The organism is Segatella baroniae B14 (assembly GCF_022024235.1).
Lineage (GTDB): Bacteria > Bacteroidota > Bacteroidia > Bacteroidales > Bacteroidaceae > Prevotella > Prevotella bryantii.
This window is the reverse complement of record NZ_CP091799.1, coordinates 57,440-82,523: the sequence shown is the minus strand read 5'-3', so window position 1 is coordinate 82,523 and position 25,084 is coordinate 57,440. Positions and strand designations below refer to the sequence as shown.

At 41.1% G+C, this 25,084-nt stretch carries 19 protein-coding genes, 4 tRNA genes and 1 other RNA gene; 17 read left to right on the top strand and 7 right to left on the bottom strand.

Annotated elements, in window-relative coordinates; genetic code table 11:
• The first annotated feature begins 27 nt into the window (after window positions 1-27).
• Together L6469_RS00370 and L6469_RS00365 are read left to right on the top strand one after the other, a co-directional pair.
• Window positions 28-100 (top strand) — tRNA-Phe (locus L6469_RS00370).
• A 185-nt stretch (window positions 101-285) separates the two neighbouring features.
• Window positions 286-1,686, top strand: a complete 1,401-nt coding sequence (locus L6469_RS00365; RefSeq protein WP_074802902.1) for a glycoside hydrolase family 28 protein — start codon at window positions 286-288, stop codon at window positions 1,684-1,686.
• A gap of 12 nt (window positions 1,687-1,698) precedes the next feature.
• On the opposite strand, the gene tsaA is transcribed toward L6469_RS00365, so the two are convergent.
• Window positions 1,699-2,379: a tRNA (N6-threonylcarbamoyladenosine(37)-N6)-methyltransferase TrmO gene (tsaA, locus tag L6469_RS00360; protein ID WP_006283688.1), complete on the bottom strand. Its 681-nt coding sequence runs from the start codon at window positions 2,377-2,379 to the stop codon at window positions 1,699-1,701.
• Window positions 2,380-2,420: 41 nt separating this feature from the next.
• Window positions 2,421-3,974 (bottom strand): glycoside hydrolase family 43 protein, encoded by a 1,554-nt coding sequence (locus tag L6469_RS00355; RefSeq protein ID WP_006283687.1) that lies wholly within the window; start codon window positions 3,972-3,974, stop codon window positions 2,421-2,423.
• Window positions 3,975-4,085: 111 nt separating this feature from the next.
• On the opposite strand from L6469_RS00355, the gene L6469_RS00350 reads away from it, so the two are divergent.
• Window positions 4,086-4,967: an FAD-dependent thymidylate synthase gene (locus tag L6469_RS00350; RefSeq protein WP_027454166.1), complete on the top strand. Its 882-nt coding sequence runs from the start codon at window positions 4,086-4,088 to the stop codon at window positions 4,965-4,967.
• Complete coding sequence (locus L6469_RS00345) at window positions 4,964-5,719, top strand: RNA polymerase sigma factor RpoD/SigA (protein ID WP_006283685.1); 756 nt, start codon at window positions 4,964-4,966, stop codon at window positions 5,717-5,719. The genes L6469_RS00350 and L6469_RS00345 overlap by 4 nt, the downstream gene beginning before the upstream one ends.
• A gap of 71 nt (window positions 5,720-5,790) precedes the next feature.
• On the opposite strand, the gene L6469_RS00340 is transcribed toward L6469_RS00345, so the two are convergent.
• Window positions 5,791-7,902 (bottom strand): hypothetical protein, encoded by a 2,112-nt coding sequence (locus L6469_RS00340; protein WP_039871237.1) that lies wholly within the window; start codon window positions 7,900-7,902, stop codon window positions 5,791-5,793.
• Between the two features lie 242 nt (window positions 7,903-8,144).
• On the opposite strand from L6469_RS00340, the gene pflB reads away from it, so the two are divergent.
• The 6 genes from pflB to L6469_RS00310 all read left to right on the top strand — a co-directional run bounded on the left by pflB (window position 8,145) and on the right by L6469_RS00310 (window position 17,650).
• Complete coding sequence (gene pflB, locus L6469_RS00335; protein WP_027454169.1) at window positions 8,145-10,391, top strand: formate C-acetyltransferase; 2,247 nt, start codon at window positions 8,145-8,147, stop codon at window positions 10,389-10,391.
• Between the two features lie 89 nt (window positions 10,392-10,480).
• On the top strand, window positions 10,481-11,227 hold the full coding sequence (gene pflA, locus L6469_RS00330) for a pyruvate formate-lyase-activating protein (RefSeq protein ID WP_006283681.1): 747 nt from the start codon (window positions 10,481-10,483) through the stop codon (window positions 11,225-11,227).
• Between the two features lie 35 nt (window positions 11,228-11,262).
• Window positions 11,263-12,015 (top strand): heavy-metal-associated domain-containing protein, encoded by a 753-nt coding sequence (locus tag L6469_RS00325; protein ID WP_162091565.1) that lies wholly within the window; start codon window positions 11,263-11,265, stop codon window positions 12,013-12,015.
• A 221-nt stretch (window positions 12,016-12,236) separates the two neighbouring features.
• Window positions 12,237-14,930 (top strand): TonB-dependent receptor, encoded by a 2,694-nt coding sequence (locus L6469_RS00320; protein WP_074548630.1) that lies wholly within the window; start codon window positions 12,237-12,239, stop codon window positions 14,928-14,930.
• Between the two features lie 13 nt (window positions 14,931-14,943).
• On the top strand, window positions 14,944-16,113 hold the full coding sequence (locus tag L6469_RS00315; protein WP_051214739.1) for a DUF4876 domain-containing protein: 1,170 nt from the start codon (window positions 14,944-14,946) through the stop codon (window positions 16,111-16,113).
• A gap of 46 nt (window positions 16,114-16,159) precedes the next feature.
• Window positions 16,160-17,650, top strand: coding sequence for a DUF6850 family outer membrane beta-barrel protein (locus L6469_RS00310; RefSeq protein WP_237851092.1), 1,491 nt, complete (start codon window positions 16,160-16,162; stop codon window positions 17,648-17,650).
• 147 nt (window positions 17,651-17,797) lie between these two features.
• On the opposite strand, the gene L6469_RS00305 is transcribed toward L6469_RS00310, so the two are convergent.
• The 4 genes from L6469_RS00305 to L6469_RS00295 all read right to left on the bottom strand — a co-directional run bounded on the left by L6469_RS00305 (window position 17,798) and on the right by L6469_RS00295 (window position 19,202).
• Window positions 17,798-17,882 (bottom strand) — tRNA-Ser (locus tag L6469_RS00305).
• Between the two features lie 42 nt (window positions 17,883-17,924).
• Window positions 17,925-18,056 carry a hypothetical protein gene (locus tag L6469_RS14690; RefSeq protein WP_256207985.1) on the bottom strand — a complete coding sequence of 44 codons (132 nt, stop codon included), beginning with the start codon at window positions 18,054-18,056 and terminating at the stop codon, window positions 17,925-17,927.
• 309 nt (window positions 18,057-18,365) lie between these two features.
• On the bottom strand, window positions 18,366-19,061 hold the full coding sequence (locus tag L6469_RS00300) for an alpha/beta hydrolase-fold protein (RefSeq protein WP_006281279.1): 696 nt from the start codon (window positions 19,059-19,061) through the stop codon (window positions 18,366-18,368).
• A gap of 56 nt (window positions 19,062-19,117) precedes the next feature.
• A tRNA-Ser gene (locus tag L6469_RS00295) sits at window positions 19,118-19,202 on the bottom strand.
• Between the two features lie 123 nt (window positions 19,203-19,325).
• Between L6469_RS00295 and L6469_RS00290 the strand changes: the two genes are divergently transcribed.
• The 7 genes from L6469_RS00290 to L6469_RS00260 all read left to right on the top strand — a co-directional run bounded on the left by L6469_RS00290 (window position 19,326) and on the right by L6469_RS00260 (window position 25,077).
• Window positions 19,326-21,932 (top strand): endonuclease MutS2, encoded by a 2,607-nt coding sequence (locus L6469_RS00290; protein WP_074802897.1) that lies wholly within the window; start codon window positions 19,326-19,328, stop codon window positions 21,930-21,932.
• Between the two features lie 77 nt (window positions 21,933-22,009).
• Window positions 22,010-22,109, top strand: an RNA gene (ffs, locus tag L6469_RS00285) — signal recognition particle sRNA small type.
• 3 nt (window positions 22,110-22,112) lie between these two features.
• A tRNA-Thr gene (locus L6469_RS00280) sits at window positions 22,113-22,186 on the top strand.
• Window positions 22,187-22,436: 250 nt separating this feature from the next.
• Entirely contained in the window at window positions 22,437-22,967 is a 531-nt protein-coding gene (locus L6469_RS00275) for a DUF4199 domain-containing protein (protein WP_006281276.1), read from the top strand.
• Between the two features lie 31 nt (window positions 22,968-22,998).
• On the top strand, window positions 22,999-23,961 hold the full coding sequence (locus L6469_RS00270; protein ID WP_006281275.1) for a glycosyltransferase family 2 protein: 963 nt from the start codon (window positions 22,999-23,001) through the stop codon (window positions 23,959-23,961).
• Complete coding sequence (locus L6469_RS00265; RefSeq protein ID WP_006281274.1) at window positions 23,949-24,431, top strand: DUF6452 family protein; 483 nt, start codon at window positions 23,949-23,951, stop codon at window positions 24,429-24,431. The genes L6469_RS00270 and L6469_RS00265 overlap by 13 nt, the downstream gene beginning before the upstream one ends.
• Window positions 24,385-25,077 carry a DUF6048 family protein gene (locus L6469_RS00260; protein ID WP_006281273.1) on the top strand — a complete coding sequence of 231 codons (693 nt, stop codon included), beginning with the start codon at window positions 24,385-24,387 and terminating at the stop codon, window positions 25,075-25,077. Before L6469_RS00265 ends, L6469_RS00260 begins: the two co-directional genes overlap by 47 nt.
• Window positions 25,078-25,084: the final 7 nt, after the last annotated feature.

Here is a 25,084-nt window from a genome sequence, read left to right as displayed (position 1 = left end):
ACTACCTTTGCACCCGCAATTAAGCACGGTACCTTAGCTCAGGTGGTAGAGCAATGGACTGAAAATCCATGTGTCCTTGGTTCAACTCCAAGAGGTACCACTCCTCCTTTCATTAGGGCGGTTCTCTTATTACAAGAAGGCCGCCTTTTTTTATTTTTATATCATTACACTAAATTATCCCTAATATCCCTAAAATATCCAAAAGAATACTCGTTTGTTATTATTTTTACGTAAGTTTGTACACTGAATAAAGAAATATAAGCTATTATTTAACGTAGAAAACAAATGAGAAGAACTATTCTATTAGCACTTTCTTTGCTTTTTTCTCTTACAAGTGTATTTGCAGGAGATTACAGCAAGTATTACCAAAATTTACCTAAAGCAATGCCTGAAGTTACGGTTCCAACAATACCTGCAAATACCGTTTCAATACTTGATTGTGGTGGCAAAGGAGATGGTATTACCTCTAACACAGAAGCATTTCGCAAAGCAATAAGCAAATTAAGCAAACTAGGCGGTGGTCATTTGAATGTACCTGCTGGTATTTATCTTACAGGATTGATTTCTTTCAAGGATAATATCGACCTTCATTTGGAGAAAAATGCAATTATTGTTTTCTCTGAAGATAAGAAAGAATTTATTAAGGAAGAAAATGGTGTAAAAGATGACAAGGCTACACCTGGTATTAATGCCAGCAAGCGCAAGAATATTTCTATTACGGGTGAAGGTATCATCGACGGTAATGGAGAATGGTGGCGCCCTGTTAAACGAAGCAAGGTGAGCAACACCGAATGGAACGACTTCAAGGCTATGGGTGGAACTGAAAGTGCCAAAGGCGACTTATGGTATCCATTCAACCTGAAACATTTTGATAACATTGCTGCTACACCCGAAGCTCAGGAGAAAATGCGTACACACCTCATACGCCTGACTGATTGCGAAAATGTATTGATTCAAGGTGTTACAGTTGAAAATTCTCCAAAATTTCATATTGTACCACAACGCTGTAAGAATGTTATTATTGATGGCGTAACTGTACGTTGCCCATGGAATGCTCAGAATGGCGATGCTATCGATATCGGTAACTGTACCAATGTACTTATCGTGAATAACGTGATTGACGCGGGTGATGACGGTATCTGTATGAAAGGTGGTGCTGGTGCAAAAGCATTAGAATACGGTCCATGTCTGAACATCAACATACAAGATAATATCGTTTACCATGCTCACGGTGGTTTCGTTATCGGAAGTGAGTTCTCGGGTGGAATGAAGAATATCTACGTACACAATAATACTTTCTCTGGCACTGACACAGGACTTCGCTTCAAGAGTTCTGTTGGTCGTGGTGGTACTACAGAAGATATCTACATTAGCAATATCTACATGACTGACATCGATAATCAGGCCATTGTATTCGAGACAACCTATTTTGATAACCATGTTGGTGCTAAGAAAGGCGCTCAACCTACCAAAGTTGAGTTTGCACCTAACTTTACTGACATCCACATGAAAGATATCGTAGTAAGAGGTTGTAAAACAGGTATTGCTGCTCATGGCGAAAAAGGCATGATTCATGGTATTACCATCGAAAATGCAAACATTTTCTATCATGAAACCGCTCAGGATATTGATGCAAACAGTGATATCACATTGACAAATGTTAACTTTGTTACATTTGCCCAATAAACGAAACACACTTTATAGCACTTCGACGACATCATCGATGACGCGAAAGTGAATATCAAGACCCGCAAAAGGCATACCATAGACCTTCTGCGGGTCTTTTTGATATTGCGGGCGAGGGTCTTCAGCAAGAACCTCCTGTAATTGAGCTATCGTTTCATCTGTCCACCCCTTTTGCGTCAATAGACGTGCTTTAGTATTATCAGATAAAACAACCTTTAGCTTACACCATTTCCGCTCATCTACAAAACCACTTTGTGCCTCTGCATGACTATCAGCATAGGTCACATACGGCTTAATGTCATAAATCGGTGTACCGTCCATGAGATCAGCCCCAAGAACATGGATAACAGGACCACGATGACTTTCCCACTCCACATAATCGATTCTCACAGACGATAAACCTAAACCATTCGGACGAAAAGGACTTCTACTGGCAAAAACGCCTACTTTCTCATTACCCCCCAAACGAGGTGGGCGAACCATCAGGCTATTTGCAGCATGCTTATTCGCAGAAAACTGCCAAATAAGCCACAAATACTCAAATCCTTCTATTCCACGAATAGCATCAGGATTACGATATTGCGGTTCGAAGACGATTTCGCCTTTCAGTTCTTCTATAATACCACTTTGCTTAGGTATACCAAATTTAGAAGCAAAGGGAGAATGAAAAATTGCTACTGGTTGTATTTCCATGATGCAAAGGTAACAATTTTTATTGCAATAACCCCTCTACCTTATTGCTCAACATAATCAAAGTAAGCAAAATCGGCATATCCACTACCCTGCGCATACATACCAAGGGTGACACCCGTAAATCCACCGACGACTTCTGTACTTAACAAGGTGGAAGAAAGTTGACCTACATTTTTATAATGCATCCCCTTCTCTGCATAATCGAAATAATACTGATTATCACCCGAACGCACACGTAGTTTCAAATTGTAGGGATTGTCGATATGAGCAAAAACAATCTCATTATGAGGTAGATTCTTCACGACATACCGAAGTCCGACAGCATACTTACCATTCTTTTCTGCCTGCACAAAAAGATCATAATGCCCGTCATTAATCTGATAAACGGTTAGTCCACTTTCAAAACCCGTCTTACCATGAGGAGTTACCTGTGTTTCCAAAACGATTCGCTCAGCTTCCTGTCGAAGGCCAAGGAAAGTTGGACGGTTATTTTCTGTCAAACTACTCCATCCACCTTTCAACCGCAATTTACCCGACACAAACTGATAATTATCCCAAACAGGATTCTGCAGATACACCCATTGAGGCCCTAATTGACCAGACGAGAAAACTATTTTTCCAGTAGACTTTGTCCATTCGACAGCTGGCAATAGAGATGCCTGCATCAAAGTATCGATAGGTTGAAGATTATATACTATCGGCCATTGGCCCTCATCCCATTTCACAGGAGCGATACACGTTTCCCGACCTAAATGATGATAACTCCCCCCCATATTGCGATAAGCCAGGAATGTTATCCACCAACTACCATCAGGCGCCTGAACAAAATCACCATGTCCCGTGCCTTGAATCTGCATCAATTGCCCCTTCATATTACAATTAGTAAGAATAGGGTTAGCCGGATTACTCTCATAAGGTCCCGCTATATTTTTACTGCGTGCAATCGTGAGATGGTGTGCCAATTCCGTTCCACCTTCCGAAATAAGCAAATAATAATAACCATCTTTCTTATAAATATGAGGTCCTTCTGGATATCGGCCACCATCACCATGCCATATGGCCCTACTAGGTGTCAACTGTTTACCCGTTTTAGCATCGATCTCACACAGCATAATCGTATTGTCAGGGTTACTGACCATATAGCATTTTCCATGTTCAAAATAAAGTGACGGATCTATCCCCTGTTGCTCCAACCAGACAGGTTCACTCCAAGGCCCTTGCGGATTTTTTGCCGTTACCAAGAAATTTCCGCCATGTCCTATATTCGTCGTAATCATATAATAAACACCCTCATAATAGCGAAGTGTAGGAGCATAAATGCCTGTCCACGAATTAGCACCTTGCAACGGGAGTTGAGATTCACGATCAAGAACATTACCGATTTGTTGCCAGTGTATCAAGTCTTTACTGTGAAAAATAGGAACTCCCGGAAAATAATTAAAAGAAGAATTCACGAGATAAAAATCGCTTCCTACTCTACATATACTTGGATCAGGATGAAAACCAGGAATGATGGGATTACGAAACTCCTTGCTCTGTGCAAAAAGTGCCAAAACACAACAAACGAAAACAAAAAAAGTTGACAAACGCTTCATAGTAAACATGATTATCGGTTCTATCTGCAAAGATAATAAAAAATATCAAAAGCATTGTGGTATCAAAAAATTATGGTAACTTTGCATAAAACGCAAAAAGAAGGACAATCAATGAAAATCATCAAACCTCAATATGAAATATGGGAGCAGGCTCAGGGTGAAAATGCGATATATACCCAGATTGAGCGTGCTGGTAGAGTATGTTACAAAAGCGAAGAGCATACGACCGCAACGAGTGCTAAACCCTTTGTTGGTCGCATGATAGAGCACGAGCACTATGCTATGCTTGAACATGGTACGGTGTATCTCTGCGCTGACCATGGCGTACTAACCAGTAAATATGCTACCAACCCTTTCAGCAGACTGAACACCGTAAACGGTAAAGATTACATCACCACCAATATGCGTGTACTCGCTGAAAACAAATGGTTGGACGACCTGCAGTATTTCGAGGATTATAATAGTAATTTTGAGCGTCGTATCACCGTTCATTTCACTACTCAAGTAGCGATTACCCGCGAATTCAATCGCCATCGGGCAGACTCTATGGCGGAACAAAGTACACGCTATTGCAATTACAGCAAAAACAAGTTTGGTAATGAAATTTCGGTAAATCTACCAGAATGGGTAAAAAATGAACCCGATTTTGATAGTAATACCAATTACGATCAACATGATTTTGTAAATTTACTCCGCGATATGAGCGAAGGCAAAAGTTCAGAATGGAGCAAGTTCCAATTATGGCTTTTTGCCAATGAAGCTGCAGAGTATGCATACATGCATCTGATAGAATTAGGATGCAAGCCGCAAGAGGCTCGTGTCATACTTCCCCTCGACACCAATACAGAATTGGTACATACTGCATTTGTTAGTGACTGGAAACATTTCTTCGACTTGAGAGCTCTCGGTACAACTGGTGCGCCCCATCCTGACGCCAAGGCTATCGCACAGCCTCTCTACGAGGAATTCAAGACAAGAGGATACATTTTATGAGAGAAATCAAAACAGGCAAACCGCTAAGCGAACAAGAAAATGATTCGCTTCAAACTTATCTCTCTGAGATAGGAAAAGAAAATTTACTCTCCGAACAGGAAGAGCAGGAACTGTCTGCTAAAATACAAAATGGCGACGAAAGTGCTATAGAGAAATTGACGACAGCCAACCTGCGTTTTGTGGTTAGTATCGCCAAACGCTATCAAGATCGAGGGCTTGGTATCAATGATCTGATTAGTGAGGGTAATTTTGGTTTAATAAAAGCAGCACGAAAGTTTGATGCTGCTAAGGGGCAACGCTTTGTACAATATGCGGTGCATTTCATCCGGCAGGCAATCGAGAATGCGATACAGGAACAAAGTGGTATCTATACTTTACCACATAGCATGGATGATCCTGTGGAATTAAAGCAAAGCAAGGCATTCTCAGTTGATGCTCCTTTGGTACAAGGCAAAACTGCAAGTTTGCTTCACGTATTAAGCGATCCTAATGCTGTCATTCCTGACAAACCCTATCTTGATGATGTCTTACGCCAAGGCTTAATTCGTTCACTTAGCGTACTGAACGACAGAGAAAGAAGAGTGGTCAGTATGTTTTATGGTCTCAATGACCAGAATGCTGGTCTTACCTATGAGGAAATAGGCACACAATTGGGCTTGAAACGCGAACGTGTACGCGATATTCGCAAGAAAGCTGAACGAAAGATGAAGAAATATACAAAGAATGATCAATTGAAATCATACCTTAAATAAGGTAATAGAAGTATGTTTTTCCAAAAGAGCCGTTAGCGTATTTATATGAAGCTAACGGCTCTTTTGTTGTTTTATGGCATTGGAAGAAGTCCTTCCCATCTGACATCCCATTCTTTTGGAAATCCTGGATTCTTGCTTTGATTACCATCCCAACCGGCACACATCAAGGCAACTGTTGTCAAGAGCCCACCATTACCAGGAAGATACACACGTAACCGATCATCTTGATAATTATGCCCGCTCACTAAATAAGTATTGGTACGTTGAGGTAACAACAGCGCATTTACAGCAGCTTCCGGGTCACCCAGGCGAGTAGCACACATCGCTGTCATTGGGAAATCCCACCCCCAGGTTTTATTCCAGTTCCAATTTTTAATCACCCAATCAAAAGTATGTCGCATGATATTTTTATCCACCAATTTGTTATCGGGCAAAATACCTAATGCCCCCAGCACGGCCATATGGTCTGAAGTACATCTGATATCCTGATAGGTCTCTACTGCAGATTCTGCAGCCAGATATAAGCTATCAGCATTCGCAGCCAAAGGAGATAACTTTTCTACGAGTACATCCCATTTCTCTTTTCGAGGCAATCCACGGCGTTCACGCCATTTTTGGGCAACCTGAATGGCATAATGCCAATAAGACAACTCAAAAGGAGGATTGTAGGTCACCTCTGCTTTCAAGGTTTCCTGAGCAGGTATACAACCTTTTAATATATAACGATCGTTGGTCTGATCATACGTCGCAAACGAATACATAAAATCTGCCGTCTGATCAATAAGTTCACCATACTTATCCAATAGCAACTGAGATGGATGAGCACGATACAACAACTCAGCCAAATAAATAAGATGAGGTTGCTGCCATATCAGATAAGAACCGACATTAGATGGAGCCTCTGCGCCAGAAGGATCGGTCATTTTCATCCATCGTATTCCATCAAAACCTTGTCGCTTAGCTATATCGCGCGCTACAGGCGCAACCTTCTGATACCAACTTAACGGGCGATCGAGTAACTCAGAATGTCCCCATAAGGCAAACTGAGCTAAATGCCACCAGGTCATCTCCAAATGAAATTTCCCAAACCATGAATTATAAGTAAGTCCGGTTTCTTGTGGTGGTGTAGTACCCGCATCATTGACAGCCAATAAATATTGCGAAAGAACCACACGTCGTTCTAATTCCTTCGCTCTATTATCTTTAACATGAGAGAAATCAACAATACCCCCACTCTTCCAATACCCCTGCCAATAATGAGCAGAAGCCTGACTGGTGGATTTAAAATCAGCAAGATGTATAGTGAACTTATCGGGAAGATTCTGACGATATTCCACAGAAAACTCTAATTCATTCGCACGTGACTGAAGAACAAAGACATGCTCTGCTTTTTTCTGTAAATCCGCCTTACCTTTCCAACTGACGATAACATAATATACCGTAGCATCCAACTGATGCTGAAGAACAACAGCATGGTCATACCGCGCAACGATAGTTGTCGTATGCTTATCATTAGCCTTCCAATCACAAGCATCATCACTGTGTCCACCCGTAGGATAAGGAAACCGAAGACGAACAGAAGGCTTTACCGTAGACCTTACCACAGAAGCGATACGATCTGCTTCTGGAGAGCATACCGTCTGAACTTCATATTTATTTCCGCCATAGTAAAAAGAGCTATGGATTACTCCGTTCCACATATCTAATGATTCACGAATCTGACGAACCTGTTGGATATCCGCTAAATTTAATCCAACCGTTCCCAAATGAAGTCGATGTGCATTTTTACGATACCACTCACTCGCATCATGCTGTCGCCCCTTCGTTTTAAATTGCGCCGCATAGTACTCAAGGTGTCCACGTCCGAAGTCTTTAGCCACAAGCGCCTCTTCAACTCTCAGGTCATCCGGATTAGCGAAAGTATGCCATCCCCAGTCGCTCATCGTTCCCAGAGGCACCCCATGCGAATAGTACTCAGGAAAAGTTTGCAGTCCCGTACCATCTACCGTCATCGCAAAACCGCCATTGCCTACAGAAAGAGACTGAAGAGAATCCATAGAAGTTACCCAAGGGTTATTCCGGGTAACCACAGCATGACGATCAATTTTCGCCCAAAGGGGCGAATGAAATAACAATGAGCAAAAAGCAAGACTCAGTATATGAACTTTGAAATGTTTAGACATGTGAATATTAGGTATTAAATATTTGCGTTAGCTTCGCAAAGATAACAAATCAAGCTGGAATAAGAAAACAAACACACACATATTTTAAGTGAACAAAAATAAAATCACATTTCATATAGAAACAAGGCTATAATTCATAAAATATAGCTACCTTTGCAGTCGATTACGAGAAAGTTAATTTCTATATTACAAACATAACTAACGAGGTATCAATAGCAATTCCTCAATTAAAAAAAATGATTATGAGTACACAATGGAGAGGTTTCAAAGGAAACAAGTGGAAGAATGAAGTGAATGTTCGCGATTTCATTCAGCACAACTACACCAGTTATGACGGTGACGAAAGTTTCCTCGCAGGACCTACTCAAGCAACAGAGACACTTTGGGGTAAACTTCAGGAGCTTCAGAAAGAAGAGCGTGCTAAAGGCGGCGTTCTTGATATGGAGACAGAAGTAGTATCAAGTTTAACAGCTTACGGACCAGCTTACATCGATGAAAAAACTAAGGATTTAGAAAAAGTTGTCGGTCTCCAGACAGACAAGCCACTCAAGCGCGCATTTATGCCTTACGGTGGTATTAAGATGGCAGCACAGGCTTGTACTACTTACGGTTACGAACCATCAGAAAAACTTACAGAAATTTTCACTAAATATTGCAAGACTCACAATGACGGTGTGTTCGACAGTTACACACCAGAAATGCGTTTGGTTCGCCATGCCCATATTCTTACAGGTCTTCCTGACACTTATGGCCGTGGTCGTATCGTAGGTGACTATCGTCGTGTAGCTCTTTACGGTATCGATTATCTGATAGAAGAGAAGAAGAAAGACCTCGCTAACATGGGCGACCGTGAAATGATTGACGATGTTATTCGTCTTCGCGAAGAGGTTTCTATGCAGATTCGTGCCCTCAAGGGTTTGAAGGAAATGGCTGCAACCTATGGTTTTGATATTTCTCAGCCTGCTACAAATGCTATTGAAGCTGTTCAGTGGTTGTATTTCGGCTACCTGGGTGCTGTTAAGACTCAGAATGGTGCAGCGATGTCTGTTGGTCGTGTTTCTACATTCCTTGATATCTATATCACTCGTGATCTCAACGAGGGTACACTGACAGAGGAAGAAGCACAGGAGCTCATCGACCACTTGGTTATGAAGTTCCGCATGGTGAAATTCGCTCGTATCCCTTCTTATAATGAGTTATTCTCTGGCGACCCTGTTTGGGCTACTCTCGAAGTTGGTGGTATTGGTCAGGATGGCCGTTCTATGGTTACCAAGAACGACTTCCGTTTCCTCCACACATTAGAGAATATGGGTCCTTCACCAGAACCTAACTTGACAGTACTTTATAGTTCTCGTCTTCCTAAGAATTTCAAGCACTATGCTGCGATGATTTCTGTAAAGACAAGTTCTATTCAGTATGAGAATGATGATGTAATGCGCCCAATATGGGGTGATGACTATAGCATCTGCTGCTGTGTATCTGCTACACAGACCGGTAAAGAGATGCAGTTCTTCGGTGCTCGCGCCAACCTGGCTAAATGTCTTACATACGCTATCAGCGGTGGTGTAGACTCAAAGACTCGTCAGCAGGTAGGTCCTGCTTATCGTCCTATCGAGGGTGATGTAGTAACTTATGAGGACTTCTTGCCTAAGTTCATGGATATGATGGAATGGTTGGCTGCTGTATATGTGAAGACATTGAACTTGATTCACTACATGCATGACAAATACTTCTATGAAGCAGCAGAGATGGCACTCATCGATACAGATGTTCGTCGTACTTTCGCTACAGGTATTGCCGGTTTCTCTCATGTAGTCGACTCTATCAGCGCTATCAAGTATGCTAAGGTTAACATCATTCGTGACGAGACTGGTTTCCCTCTCGAATTTAAGACAGAAGGCGACTTCCCTCGCTATGGTAACGATGATGAGCGTGCAGACGAGATCGCAGTTTGGTTGCTGAAGACCTTCATCACGATGATTAAGAAGCATCATACTTATCGTAACTCTGAGCCTACAACAAGTATTCTTACCATCACATCAAATGTTGTTTATGGTAAGTACACCAGTAACATGCCTGATGGTCGCAAGGCTGGTACTCCATTGGCTCCAGGTGCTAACCCAAGTTACGGTGCTGAGCAAAATGGCTTGCTCGCTTCTTTGAACTCTGTAGCGAAGTTGCCTTATGAGTATGCACTCGATGGTATCTCTAATACACAGACCATTAACCCTGATGCACTCGGTCATGATGATGAAGAGCGTGCTAATACTTTGGTAGGTGTTATGGACGGTTACTTTAATCAGGGTTCTCACCACTTGAATGTTAACGTATTCGGTGTTGATAAGTTGAAAGATGCTATGGAGCATCCAGAGAAACCTGAGTATGCTAACTTCACCATCCGTGTCAGCGGTTATGCAGTGAAGTTCATCGACCTGACTCGCGAGCAGCAGCTCGATGTTATCGCTCGTCAGGCTCACGAAAGACTCTAATATAATAGAACAACATAGAAGTCCGGAGTTACTGACAAGATTCAGTCTCCGGACTTTTTTCATTGATAAACTTGTAAGGAGGAAAGATTATGAATTTAGGATATGTACATTCTATCGAAAGTTTCGGCTCTGTAGATGGTCCTGGTATACGTTTCATCGCATTCTTAAAAGGCTGCCCTATGCGGTGTCAGTTTTGCCATAATCCAGACACCTGGAAATTAGACAAGACCAACGAGACTACAGCAGACGATTTGCTTGACAAGGCAGAACGCTATCGCACCTATTGGGGAGAAAAAGGAGGTATCACGGTGAGCGGTGGCGAGGCTTTGATGCAGATCGATTTTCTTCTCGAACTTTTTGAGAAAGCTCATCAGCGCGGTATCAATACTTGTCTGGATACTTCTGCACAACCGTTTACTCGCCATGGTGCATGGTTTGAAAAATTCGAAAAGTTAATGGCAGTTACCGACACCATCCTTTTGGATATCAAGCATATCAATAGCGAGGAGCATAAAAAGTTAACCCGATGGGGAAATGAAAATATCCTGGACTGTGCACGCTATCTTTCTGATATCAACAAACCCGTCTGGATTCGCCACGTGCTCATCCCAAGCATCACTGATAATGATAGGTATCTACAAGAACTCGCCGAATTTCTAAAGACACTAAAGAATATCGAGCGCATTGATGTACTGCCCTATCATACACTGGGTGTTTTCAAGTATGAAAAGCTAGGTATAGATTACCCATTAGAAGGCATACCGACACCTACACCAGAGCGAATAGAAAATGCTAAAAACATTCTGGCCCAAGTACCGCTCAAAGAAAGAGCATGATAGCAAAAAATTCTAAAACCACATAGATGATGAAGATGAAAAAGACAATAAGATTAAAAGCCATCCGCATGACTCTCATCGCCATGGCACTTTTCACCACAAGCGAATTCGCATGTGCACAACAAAATCAATCTTTTACAGTACGTATTAAAGGTATGCGTTGTGATGACTGTGCCCATAAAGTCATGGACAAACTGACCAAAATTAACGGAGTAGACGATATTCAATTCAATCTGGAGAGACGCACAGCTACCATCAGCTATAATCCAGAGGTGACTTGTGAAGATTCTATTAAGAAACCACTTATTGGTACTCGGTATAACCCAACTTCCTATAGCGCCAGCGATATCATTATGCGAGGTTATGGCCAACACATGGAAATCGTAACCGAAGCAGATGCACAAAAGGCTATTCGTGCGCTCCAAGGATTAACGGGTATCGACTCGTTGGCACCACATCTTGACAAACATTATCTCTTTATCCGATACGATGCTAACCGAACAGACAAGGCTACGATTCGTAGAGCTTTAATCGACAGTGGCTTTACACCTACGAACTATTACAATAGTTCTAAAATCAAGTTTGCTCTCTATCAATTACCTGCAGAACAGGCTACTTCTGCTACAGAAGAAAATGTACTCACCATCAATGGAGTGGATGATGCAACCATCAATGTCAAAAAACAAACACTTGCTATCACATACTTCATAGATCAAATCGGAACCACCACTGAAAAATTAGAAAAAGATCTCCAAGTACTTGGGCTAACTTTTCAAAGGATACCATAAATTAAGTAAGCCATATCACAAGCACAAAAAAAAGGATAGGCCAGGGATTCTCCCTCACCTATCCTTTTTTTATTTAAAAACGATTATCTGCGATACCTACAAGTAGGTAAATTCAAACTATAACTGTTAAAAGAATAAAGAATTAACATATTAATGTTGCTTTTTAAAGAAATTTATTGGTATATTTGTCACAAAGATTAAAATTAGTAAAAAAACGAATCATGATTTTCTACACAAGTAATTACAAGAGACTATCACTAGTTTTTTGTCTTCTATTGATTTCGCTCATTACATTTGCGCAGAAAAATGAAGGGAAATATCGGATAGGTGTGACGGTAACAGACAAGAACACCCATGAGTCTATTATTATGGCCACACTGAAGTTAGAACCGCTGCAAGCAACATCCGTCACAGATGCTGATGGTAAGGCCTCGCTTGACAAAGTGCCCGACGGTATATATACTCTTCTCGTATCTTACGTAGGCTATGAAGAGTCTAAAACGATTGTTAAAGTGAACAAAGATATGAATCTTCATATTCGGCTTACACCAACTTCACTTGCACTTCAAGAGGTCGTTGTAACCGCTCAACAAAAGTCTTCAGGTGCCTCTACAACCTCTGTTGTAAACCGTCAGGCCATAGATCACTTGCAAGCTGCCTCACTTGCCGACATCATGCAACTTCTACCTGGACAAAAGATGGGGAACACCGATCTTACGTCTCAAACAAATTTGCAGTTGCGTACCTTAACCAATAACAATACGAGTGCCTTTGGTAGTCAGATTGTGATTGATGGTGTACCGATATCGAACAATGGTGCGCTCACCCAGGGACAGTTCTCCAGTTCTGCCTTTGTTGGTACAGACTTGCGCCAGGTTGCTGCTGACAATATCGATCAGGTGGAAATCATTCGAGGTATTCCTTCTGCAGAATATGGTGATTTGACCAGCGGACTTGTAGTGGTTCATTCTAAAGTCGGTGTTACTCCATGGCAGTTTAAGACTAAGATTAATCCAGAAATGACAAACGTATCGTTAGGCAAAGGATTTAACCTCAACAAAGCTGGCATTTTCAATTTTAATGCAGACTATGCCAAGGCTTGGGGTGATCCACGTCAGAAGACTCGTTCTTTCAGTCGATATAATATCCATTTAGGCTATGGCTACGATATCAATCGTGACTGGCATACTGATACCAAATTCCGATTCATGTATGCTAAAGATTGGACAGGCAATGATCCTGACGCCATAGATGACGGTACTTATTCTAAAAACAAGAATGTCAATATCGGGTTCACCCATAATGGCCGCATCAATGTAAACAAACTTCTGATGCGCTCTCTTTCATATACTTTTGGTGTAAGCATGGGTTGGAACGATAATATCAATGCGAGTTACGTTACCAATTCTACAGGCTTGCTCCCTATCATTACAGCAACCACTTCTGGTTACTACAGTGTGCCCTGGGTTACCACTTCTTATCTAGCACAAGGCAATACAGAGAGTCGTCCTGGAAACATCTATGCCAAGATTAATGATTCGTTCTACTTAACCTGGGGCAAAACTCGTCAGACCTTTAAGGTCGGCATCGATTATCATTACGATTGGAACAATGGTAAGGGCTACTATAACAGCAATGACAGTTTGCCATATCGCCCGAATTCCAATGGCCGACCACGTGCCTTCTCTGATATACCAGGCCTCCACCAGTTCTCTGCTTATGCAGAAGACAACTTCAACTGGGATATCAACCGTGTCAACAAACTCAAGATAAACTTTGGTTTGCGCCTTACCAGTTTACAGCCATTCTCAGACCTTGCCACAACGGCCCTAAGTCCTCGTCTGAACATAGCTTTTTCTGCTACCAAATGGCTCGACATCCGTGCTGGTATCGGTATGAATAGCAAAACACCAGGTCTAAACTATCTCTATCCTGATAAGAAATACGATGACCGTGTATCACTCAACTATATGCCGCAGAATGATCCTTCAAGCCAACAGCTTATCTATCATACAGAGGTATACGATGTACAGCGAAGCAAAGATTTGAAGAATGCGACAACAACCAAAGTGGAAGCAGGTGTAGATGTAAAACTACCTTGGGGCGGACGCATCAGTGTACTGGCTTACCAAGACAGAACTCCTAACGGATTTGGTAACGCTACGGAGTATTATACATACAGCTACAATCTCTATACCTATGGTTCAGATGAACCAACTCGTACCTTCCTTGCCTATATGACAACCGGTAAGATTGGCAACACAAACAGTACTGTGAACAAAGGTATAGAATTTGATATGGACTTCGGTGAAATCAAACCTATTCACACCCGATTCGCTTTCAGCGGTGCTTGGTCACAAACGAAGACTTGGAGTACTGATGCGGTCATCGAGTCAGTGAAGAGTTCACTACTTACTGCAGAACAACAGACCTATAATCTGACTCCATTCAAGGTAGTATATCCATCAGGTCTTGATTTCAGCAAATACCGTCAGTTCGTCAATACCTTACGCATCATCACCAATATACCAACTCTCAAAATGGTGGCATCGTTTACCGGACAGGTATATTGGCACAACTGGAATCAAAGCTATATTGCCGATAAAGATCCTATCGGATGGATTGATTCTAATCTGCAGTATCACGAGATAACATCGGATATGACTCAGATTGAAGGTATCAATATTAGTGATCTGTCTAAGACCTATACCGACAGTAATCCTGTTTCTAATCCGATTACATGGAATTTATCAGCCCGCCTGACCAAGGAACTTGGCAAGATTGGCGGTTTCTCACTCTATGTGAATAATTGTCTCTACCATGAGCCTTATCTGAAGAGTAGCACCACCACAACGCTCACCCAGCGCAATACGGGTACTTTCAGTTTTGGAGCAGAACTTTATTTCAACTTGTAAGAACTTGACAATAATGATGATGAAAAATATATTCAAGATATTTGTAAGTTTGTTACTGTTCACCTCATGCGTGAACTATAATGATGCAACCCAAGAGACAACGGTGAACATTCAACTCTTACAACCTACCGATTACGAAACGACCGTAGACCTGACCGGTAAAACCGTTACGGCTACACGAGGAACTGTAACCCTAACCTCAAAGACGGATGCCAATGGCATCGCCACTTTCACAGGCATCGCACCAGACGAATACTCCTTCTCTACTTCATGGGCACTCTCCCAAAAGGAGACTCTCTCTGGCAGTATCAGCACGACCATGATTACAGGCGAGACTACACTTGATATGCCAACACAGGTAGCCATAAACCGAGACTTGGTTATCGGCAAGATATACTTTGCCGGTTCAAAAGATAACAACAATAAGAATTACGTGGCTGGTAAATTCATAGAACTCTTCAACCAAAGCGATGATAGCATAGACGTATCTGGCCTATATCTCGGTATTGTAGAATCAGAGTCTACCCCAGCCTATACACAAGAAAACTTAAAAACAGCATACAACGACAGTGTGGTTCTGCTTAAACAGATTTATCGTATTCCGGTAAATGCCAATAAGAAAGTAGCACCAGGAGGTACGATACTCATTGTAAATAGTGCAATAGATCACACGACTAATAACTCGATGGATCATAATCTGCTCGATGCCGATTTCGAAGTAAAAGATGTACAAGGTAAGTATCAGAATAACCCCGAGACACCAGCTATGGAGGTTATTTACAACATCTATACCGGTACATCGATTATGAATATGCTACAAAATGGTCTGGGCAGCTATATTATTTTCCGCACCGACGAAGACCCTACCTCATGGCCAAAAACCTATAAGTATGGTAAGACCTCGGGTAATGAATGGATTGTAGCACCTACCCGCTATATTCTCGATGGCGTAGAAAGTATGCGTAACAGCACCAAGGGATTTGATCTCACGACCAAACGTCTATGGGATTATATCGATGCCGGATATACATATATCCAGTCGACTACCGGATATTCGGGCGAAATCATTTATCGTAAAACTTCCAAGACACTGAATGGTCACAAAATCCTTGTGGATACCAATAACTCTTCTAACGATTTCCAAGTATCAAAAACAATCGGAACACGCAACTATGATGAATAAAAAGATATATACCCTGACTTTTGCGCTACTTGCAAGCGCAACAAGTATGGCTCAGAATAATCTGACAGACGAAGGCCAGTATAGATATTATGACGCCACACAACTGTGGCGAAATACAGACAATGCCGCTTCGCTAACCCTCGATTCTACAAGCAATCGTGGTAAGGCCGAATTCTATATGAGTCACGTATCAGGAACTTATCATCGAGTACAAGAAGGTAATCAGACTAATACCTTGCAATTTTACACGGAGCGATACCAGAAAATAGGCAACTATCTCTATGGTTATGGCAAGTTCGACTTTAATATGGGAAGAACAAAGCAAAGAGCCTGGAGCGATGTTATGCGTACTTACTTCAGCAACCCTTTCCTAGTGGGATCCGACAAAGCTGGTAAATACGACTTTCAGAACTTCAATTTATCAGCTCATGTAGGAACCATAGATTTCAACGGATGGCGATTCGGTATGTCTCTCGACTATAATTTGGGCGACTTGAGCCGACTTCGCGACCCTCGTTCACGTTCACGTAAACTTGAATACCAGCTTACGCCATCTGTATCTTACACTATCGGCAACCACACACTGGGGGTAAGTGGTTATTACAATCGTTATAAGGAATCTCAACCATCCTTAACTACCGTACAAGAAGATCCAAGTCTGTATTACTATCAGATGACAGGTCTTGAGGCTGCTACAGGTACGCTTAAAGGATGGACGGGCTATAGCCGTGAATACGTAAACGACAAGTTTGGTGGCGAACTGAGTTATGGTTTTCGCAGCAACAGTTATACGCAGGTCACCTCAGTAAGTATCTCCCGTGGTGCCGAATCTATCTTTGAACAATATAAGCGCGAACCTGGTAAATATTATGAATACAATTACAAGGTAAACACCCAACATCGCATATACCGTACCCAAACTATACACCAAATCGATGCACAGGCTGTTTTCTCTCAAGACTATGCAGATGAATATCGCCCAAAGTTGATCATTACTATCGATAGTATACATGGCTATACTTCTAATCAATATATCAACCAGTTTACCTACAAAAAGCGTTATCAGTTAAAAAGTGCTGACGTAAGTCTTCACTATCGTGCCAACAGGCTTGAAGGAAACAGCATAAAAAGCTATATCGGTTTGCAAGCAGGCTTTACCTCTATCAACCAAAAACATCTACTGCCAACCAGTACTTTCAAGTATCAATCAACAGACCTACTTGCCGAATATGGTATTGCCCTTCTGTCCAACCATCAGTTATGGATAGACGCACAGGCAGGTTATCACTTTAGTAACCAAGCAAAACTGAATTTAGCCGATGCTACTGGTACATATGCACAAAGCGTACTGATACAAGATTTAGCCTATTATGGAGCCCATTACTTCAAGGGTAAACTACAGATAACCTGGCAGATGCCTATTACTATCAAAGGCTATCGCAGCATATGGTATGTTAAAGGATATGCCAACACCATACAAGCCCAACATAGTCTCAATACGACAACTTATGGCTTCACTATAGGTACGTTTAATTAAAAAATATGATCACAAAAAAAGAGGAGTTTGCTACTCAGACTCCTATTTTTATATCAAAATTTAGTAATGTTTTTAGCAATATATTGATACATACTCTTAAATCGTATAGAAAATAAAAAAGCCCTTAGGAAATTCCTAAGAGCTTAGCGGAGAGAGAGGGATTCGAACCCCCGGTACCTCTCGGTACGACGGTTTTCAAGACCGTTGTAATCGACCACTCTACCATCTCTCCAGGCGTGAGCCGATTTGCTATTTCTTTTTAGCGAGTGCAAAATTAATTATAATTTCTGAAATTACCAAACTTTTCTGCTAAAAAATACTTTTCACGCCATTTTTTCATAAGATCCTTGATAACACCACGCTGTCTGATAAGACCAATAAAGTGGCTTCCAACTGATAGAATCATATAAATTTTATTGATATCAACTGTGTTATGGTTAGCTTTTTCACTACGACAATCATACTCTTCTTCCTGAATACACTCTGGTGCACCCTCCTGCCAAACTTGGTGTCAAGAACGAGATCAGAGTCAACGATTTTGTAAAGAATTTAAGATAAAAGGTGCAAGATATGAACATATATTTACTATAAACATGATAGTAGATATGGTTATCGACAATATACTCAGTATACTTGTCATAACCTATCTCTCTCATTTTTGTAATAACCTTATTAATATCATGTTCTTTCATTTTGATATTCCGATAAACGAATACTATACATGAAGGATAATCCAGGAATAAGAATCGGCAATACGAAAAGCAAAATCCTGAAAGTGCCCACCTTTATTCCATAATAAGACCGTATTATCCCCACCCAACTGTCGAATAAGCTGCTCATGATAGGAACGAATATTATCGCCAACTTGTTTCATATAACGATTCTTACAATGCTCCTCTCTGTCGCCAAGACTCATATATACTTTTTTAGCTTGAACGGGATGATTCTCTACATAAGTCATCCAATTCGAAATCCATACAGAAGGAGAAGCAGCTGCAATATAATCGAAACAAGAAGAACGAGTTGAAGCCCACAGAGCAAACAAACCACCCAAAGAATACCCACCAAGCACTACTGGCTGTGCTCCATATTGCTGATATAACTGAGGAAGTATCTCGTTTTCTAATAACGCTAATACTTGAGGCGCATACTTTCCCGACTCAGGTCTACGGTCTACAGCTTGATCATTCCATGGCATAAGTTCCTTGCACCAATCGATAATCGGCACACCCACCAGGACAAATGAGCGATTGGTTGAAGCATGTATTCTATCCACAATTTCATCAAGAAGCGCAATTTCCTTACGCTCTACTAACTGAATAAGAATGAGTTCTGGAGCCTCATCCGCATAAATCATGCAACGACGAAGCGTTTCATCGAAAGTTGTTTTTACCAATAGTTCCTGATACATGCTCTAAAATCGTATAGAAAATAAAAAAAGCTCTTAGGAATTTCCTAAGAGCTTAGCGGAGAGAGAGGGATTCGAACCCCCGGTACCTCTCGGTACGACGGTTTTCAAGACCGTTGTAATCGACCACTCTACCATCTCTCCATGGTATCGCAACCAATAGCTTTATTCTCAAAAGCGAGTGCAAAGGTAACATAACATTTTGGTTCCACCAAATTTTTTCTTAACTTTTTTGCTCAAAATGATAAAAAAGCGTATTTTTGCAACATGATATACCCAGATAACTTCGAAATCAAGATAGGTTTTAGTGAAATACGACGATTACTGAAGGAACGTTGTCTTTCAACTCTCGGCAAGGAAGAAGTAGACAGAATCTTTTTTTCTACAAAAGCTGATGAGGTTAATGAGTGGTTGGCACAAGTACGCGACTTCAGAAGAATACAAGAAGAAACCGAGAATTTCCCTCTCAGTTATTTTTATGACGTTCGCGCAAGCGTATTACGTGCCCGCGTAGAAAATACATTTCTTGAGGAGCACGAACTCTTCGACTTACGTCGCTCGCTCGACACTATTGCCCAAATCGTCAAATTCCTAAATACGAATGTAGATGGTGATGATGAAGAGAATGAAGAACAAGACGGATGGAAAGTAGATAAGAAATATCCATATCCCGCTCTACATCGACTGGCTGAAGATATTATGACTTTCCCTCAACTGATTTCTCGTATTGATCAGATCCTTGACAAATTTGGCCATATCCGTGATAACGCTTCGCCAAAATTGTTGGATATTCGAAGAGAACTTGCCCGTACAGAAGGAAATATCTCCCGCATACTGAATGGGATATTACGATCTGCTCAGAGTGAAGGCGTGGTAGAAAAAGATGTTACCCCTACCCTTCGTGACGGCCGACTGGTAATTCCTGTGGTGCCTAACCTTAAGAAAAAGATTCGTGGTATAGTACATGATGAGAGTGCTACAGGAAAAACCGTTTTTATCGAACCGGCTGAAGTTGTGGAAGCCAACAACCGGGTAAGAGAACTAGAAAGTGAAGAACGCCACGAGGTGATTCGCATTCTCACCGAATTTACGGACAAAGTACGCCCACATATTAAGGAGATTATTCTAAGTTATCTATTCTTAGGACAAATAGACTGTATCCGCGCAAAAGCAGAATTGGCTAAAATAATAAAAGGATTTGAACCAGAAGTTAAAAAAGGTCCTGCTATGGATTGGATTCAGGCTTCTCATCCGCTTCTGCGCTTATCACTGGAAAGACAAGATAAGAAAGTAATACCACTGGACATTACATTGACGAAGCAAAAACGCCTACTTATTATTTCTGGTCCTAATGCCGGCGGTAAATCAGTTTGTCTCAAAACTGTAGGTCTACTACAATATATGTTACAATGTGGTCTTTCTATTCCTGTAGGCGATCGCAGTACTACCGGTATGTTTACCAATATCATGATTGATATCGGTGATGAACAAAGTTTGGAAAATGACCTCAGTACCTATTCTTCACATCTATTAAATATGAAGAATATGATGAAACATGCGAATGAATCTACAATCATCCTCATTGACGAGTTTGGTACAGGTACGGAACCGGCTATCGGTGGTGCCATAGCAGAAAGTGTACTGAATCAGTTCTGTCAGAAAAACGCATTTGGAGTAATCACCACCCACTATCAAAACCTGAAGCATTTTGCTGATTCTCACGAAGGAGTGGCTAATGGTGCCATGCTCTACGATAGACATGAGATGAAACCTCTGTTTCAGTTGGCTATCGGTCAACCAGGAAGTTCATTTGCTATAGAAATTGCTCGCAAAATAGGTTTACCAGAACAAGTCATTCAAGAAGCATCTGAAATCGTTGGTAATGACTATATTCAAAGTGACAAATATTTGCAGGATATCGTACGAGACAAACGCTATTGGGAAACCAAACGCCAGAACATTCATCAGCGTGAGAAAGACATGGATAAAGCTGTGAGCCGCTATGAAACTCGTCTGCAAGAAATAGAAGCACAGAGAAAGGAAATTCTCGCCAAAGCACGCCAAGAAGCCGAAGAATTGCTGAAAGAGAGCAATAAGAAAATAGAGAATACAATTCGTGAAATACGCGAAAAGCAGGCTGAGAAAGAAGAGACCAAACGAATAAGACAGGAGCTTCATGAATTTGAAAAGGAAGTCAGTGCCATCGATACTAAGGCTAACGATGACATGATAGCCCGACAAATAGAAAAAATAAAACAACGCAAAGCGCGTCACGAAAAGCATAAGGCTGAAAAAGCTCAAAAACAGGAACAGGCTGCTGCAACCTTACGCCAAGCTGTAAATAAACAAACGGGTACCAAAGTGCTTGAAGTGGGCGACGAGGTACGTATTAAAGGAACTAGTAGCACAGGAAAGCTGGAAAGCATAGACGGTAAAACGGCTACGGTCATTTTTGGTGGCATGCGCACCAAACTAAAATTAAATCGTTTGGAATATGCAGCTACACCGTCGACATCTTCGCAAGATAGCCAAGAGAAGACGCTCAGTAAAAATGAAGAAATGGCGGAAAGACTTCGTTCGTATGGAATCTCGAAAGAAACAAGAAAGACGATGGATGACCATAAACAGAATTTCCATCAGGATCTTGACGTAAGAGGTATGCGAGGGGACGAAGCTTTAACAGCCGTACAATATTTCATAGATGATGCTATTCTGGTTGGAATGCCTCGCGTAAGAATACTCCATGGAAAAGGGAATGGCATTCTGCGTCAGCTCATTAGACAATATTTAGGAAGCGTGCCAAATGTAACACATTATGGCGACGAACACGTTCAATTTGGTGGTGCAGGAATCACAATTGTTGACATCGGATAAAAAAAATGCAAAAAAGTTAGCAAAACATTTGGCAGAACCAAAAATAATGCTTACCTTTGCAACCGCAAAAATGAGACGGGCAAGTCTCATACGGTCAGCTCCCTCGGAACTCCCCCAGGATGGGAACATAGCAAGGGTACTTGGTCGTAGCGACGCGATATGAATCGCTTGCCCACCCATGCCTCTTTAGCTCAGTTGGCCAGAGCACGTGATTTGTAATCTCGGGGTCGTTGGTTCGAATCCGACAAGAGGCTCAAAAAGTGAATCAAAATTACTTTTGATTCACTTTTTTTGTTATACTACTACAACAACTTTTATTACCCTACCCCCATCAAAAGAATCCATGTAAAAACATACCCAAACGGGGCCATTTACAGAGATATCCCTAAGTAGACATACCTCCATAAGCCATTAAGAAGTTAAAGAAATAAGAAAAATTATCATAACGCAGAAGGCTATCTCAAAGAAATTGACTATTTTTGCATATTAAAAAAGGAAAGTATAATGATTACCCAACAAATAATACAACAGACTAGAGCATTTGCCCGTCAGGATGGTTTTTTCCTATCCTTAGTCTGGATAGCGTCTTTTATTGGAGCCATGCTAGCCCACAAATGGCCTAGCCTCAGTTTAATATCTTTCATTTTTGCAATATCCACCCCCTTCGTGGTAAGCTATACGCTTAAACTCTTCCGCGATAAAGCACTGGATGGGCTCATTTCATTTAGACGAGCTTGGTTTTATGCAATGGAAACATATTTCTATGCTACCCTAATTCTAACCGTTGTGCAATTTGCATATTTCGAATGGGGAGACACAGTAGGATTTATGACCCAAATCAATGAATCCGTTAAAATCGCAAGCGAATACTACAAGCAACAAGGAATATCAGCTCAGGAGATTAAAAATATGGGAGAAGCTCTAACTATGATGTCTTCTGCAGCATGGGCTTCGCTATTTATGATATACGAACTCATATTTGGATGTATTACCAGCCCTATCATCGCACTGCTGATGAAAAGAACAAAAAAATAACAAAATAGAAGAATTAAAATAATATTATCATATGAATATTTCAGTTATCGTTCCTCTCTACAATGAGGAAGAATCATTACCAGAACTCCACGCATGGATTAAACGCGTGATGACAGCAAATAATTTTACTTACGAAATTATTTTTGTCAATGACGGTTCTACAGACCGCTCCTGGGATGTTATTGAAGAACTGAGCCAAAAAGACGAAAATGTAAAGGGTATCAAATTCCGTCGTAATTACGGTAAGAGCCCAGCTCTATATTGTGGATTCAAAGAGGCTAAAGGTGATGTCATCATAACTATGGATGCAGACTTACAAGACTCACCTGACGAAATTCCTGAACTTTATAAAATGATTACTGTAGATCATTATGATTTAGTATCAGGTTATAAGCAGAAACGATATGATCCACTTACCAAGACTATACCTACCAAACTGTTTAATGCTACTGCCAGAAAAATCAGCGGTATACATAATCTCCACGACTTTAACTGTGGTCTAAAGGCTTATCGCAAGGAGGTTGTCAAAAACATAGAGGTGTATGGTGAGATGCATCGTTATATCCCATATCTTGCAAAAAATGCTGGTTTTGACAAGATTGGAGAAAAGATAGTACACCATCAAGCAAGAAAATACGGTTCAAGCAAATTTGGCATTAACCGATTTTTCAATGGCTATCTCGACTTGCTCACCTTATGGTTCTTGAGCAATTTCGGCAAAAAGCCAATGCACGTATTTGGCTTTTTAGGCTCTATCGTCTTCTTTATCAGCTTCTTAGCTTTGATAGGAATGGGTATTGGCAAGATTATCGAACTATCCCATGGCAACTATGGTCATTTGGTTACAGAATCGCCTTACTTCTATATCTTCCTTACTACCATGATGATAGGAACACAACTCTTCCTTACTGGTTTTATAGGAGACTTAGTAAGCAGAAATTCGCCTCGCCGAAACGATTATCAGATAGAAAAAGAAATAAGATGCGAAAAATAATTCCCGTTTTATTTGTACTTCTCCTCACAATGGTAGCATGCTCCAGCAGTATCGACTATCCACTGAATAATACAGTTTATACAAACTATAAACTGGCAGGATATGTAGATACCCTGAAAGACACGCTGACCATTTGGACAGTAGACCAAAACAACCAAAGAGATACGGTTTTTCAATCAAAAGCCAATGTTGATAGTTGCCTGGTGGCTATGAGCTATACGAGAGATCAGGATATCCTTATCTTTGAAGTAAAGAGTTTAGATCACCAGACTTATCTCGATACGGTGACGATAAGTAAGACCAATCAGCCGCACTTTGAAACAGTAGACTGTCCACCTGCTTATTTTCACACCATAACGAAGGTTGACTATACAACCAACGCACTCGATTCTATTCGAATTAACAAAAAGGAAGTAAACTACGATGCAACAACCCCACACTTCTATATCTATTTCAAAGATCTTGACTAGTTTGCTGCTTCTATGCACGCTGAGTATACAGGCGCAACCAAGAGGAAAAGTTATTCCAAAAGTAGAAAAGGATACAACTGCTCTATTTAAAAATATAGCAGTATCTGTTGATCTTGTGGGTGTTGCCCAACTTGCATTTGGCGACTATGGGCAATACGAAGCTGCCGTGCGCATCAATCTGAAAGACAAATACTTTCCTATACTTGAGCTTGGATATGGAAAAGCCAACACGACAGACGAAACGACTAACAATACCTTTAAGACGAAAGCCCCTTACGGAAGAATCGGTATCGACTTTAATTTATTAAAAAATAAGCACGATATCTACCGACTCTACGGAGGAGTTAGATATGCTTTTACATCCTATAAATATGATATCATCAATACTACGGTTACAGACCCCGTATGGAAAGACCAAGTGGACTTCAGCTACACAGGCGAAAAAGCAAATATGCACTGGCTCGAACTTGGACTTGGTGTAGACGCTAAGATAGCTGGTCCGCTACATTTAGGATGGAGTGTACGATACAAAAGAAGACTAATCCACTCTGAGGGAGCTATCGGTAACAGTTGGTATGCACCCGGATTCGGACGAAATGAAGGTTCACATTTAGGAGGAACATTTAACGTAATCCTAGAATTTTAAAAAGAAA

What these genes read in the sequence shown, in the direction of transcription:
- L6469_RS00365 (WP_074802902.1), top strand. Translation starts at nt 286, where the DNA reads ATGAGAAGAACTATTCTATTAGCACTTTCTTTGCTTTTTTCTCTTACA.
- tsaA (WP_006283688.1), bottom strand. Translation starts at nt 2,379, where the DNA reads ATGGAAATACAACCAGTAGCAATTTTTCATTCTCCCTTTGCTTCTAAA.
- L6469_RS00355 (WP_006283687.1), bottom strand. Translation starts at nt 3,974, where the DNA reads ATGAAGCGTTTGTCAACTTTTTTTGTTTTCGTTTGTTGTGTTTTGGCA.
- L6469_RS00350 (WP_027454166.1), top strand. Translation starts at nt 4,086, where the DNA reads ATGAAAATCATCAAACCTCAATATGAAATATGGGAGCAGGCTCAGGGT.
- L6469_RS00345 (WP_006283685.1), top strand. Translation starts at nt 4,964, where the DNA reads ATGAGAGAAATCAAAACAGGCAAACCGCTAAGCGAACAAGAAAATGAT.
- L6469_RS00340 (WP_039871237.1), bottom strand. Translation starts at nt 7,902, where the DNA reads ATGTCTAAACATTTCAAAGTTCATATACTGAGTCTTGCTTTTTGCTCA.
- pflB (WP_027454169.1), top strand. Translation starts at nt 8,145, where the DNA reads ATGAGTACACAATGGAGAGGTTTCAAAGGAAACAAGTGGAAGAATGAA.
- pflA (WP_006283681.1), top strand. Translation starts at nt 10,481, where the DNA reads ATGAATTTAGGATATGTACATTCTATCGAAAGTTTCGGCTCTGTAGAT.
- L6469_RS00325 (WP_162091565.1), top strand. Translation starts at nt 11,263, where the DNA reads ATGAAAAAGACAATAAGATTAAAAGCCATCCGCATGACTCTCATCGCC.
- L6469_RS00320 (WP_074548630.1), top strand. Translation starts at nt 12,237, where the DNA reads ATGATTTTCTACACAAGTAATTACAAGAGACTATCACTAGTTTTTTGT.
- L6469_RS00315 (WP_051214739.1), top strand. Translation starts at nt 14,944, where the DNA reads ATGATGATGAAAAATATATTCAAGATATTTGTAAGTTTGTTACTGTTC.
- L6469_RS00310 (WP_237851092.1), top strand. Translation starts at nt 16,160, where the DNA reads ATGGCTCAGAATAATCTGACAGACGAAGGCCAGTATAGATATTATGAC.
- L6469_RS14690 (WP_256207985.1), bottom strand. Translation starts at nt 18,056, where the DNA reads ATGATTCTATCAGTTGGAAGCCACTTTATTGGTCTTATCAGACAGCGT.
- L6469_RS00300 (WP_006281279.1), bottom strand. Translation starts at nt 19,061, where the DNA reads ATGTATCAGGAACTATTGGTAAAAACAACTTTCGATGAAACGCTTCGT.
- L6469_RS00290 (WP_074802897.1), top strand. Translation starts at nt 19,326, where the DNA reads ATGATATACCCAGATAACTTCGAAATCAAGATAGGTTTTAGTGAAATA.
- L6469_RS00275 (WP_006281276.1), top strand. Translation starts at nt 22,437, where the DNA reads ATGATTACCCAACAAATAATACAACAGACTAGAGCATTTGCCCGTCAG.
- L6469_RS00270 (WP_006281275.1), top strand. Translation starts at nt 22,999, where the DNA reads ATGAATATTTCAGTTATCGTTCCTCTCTACAATGAGGAAGAATCATTA.
- L6469_RS00265 (WP_006281274.1), top strand. Translation starts at nt 23,949, where the DNA reads ATGCGAAAAATAATTCCCGTTTTATTTGTACTTCTCCTCACAATGGTA.
- L6469_RS00260 (WP_006281273.1), top strand. Translation starts at nt 24,385, where the DNA reads ATGCAACAACCCCACACTTCTATATCTATTTCAAAGATCTTGACTAGT.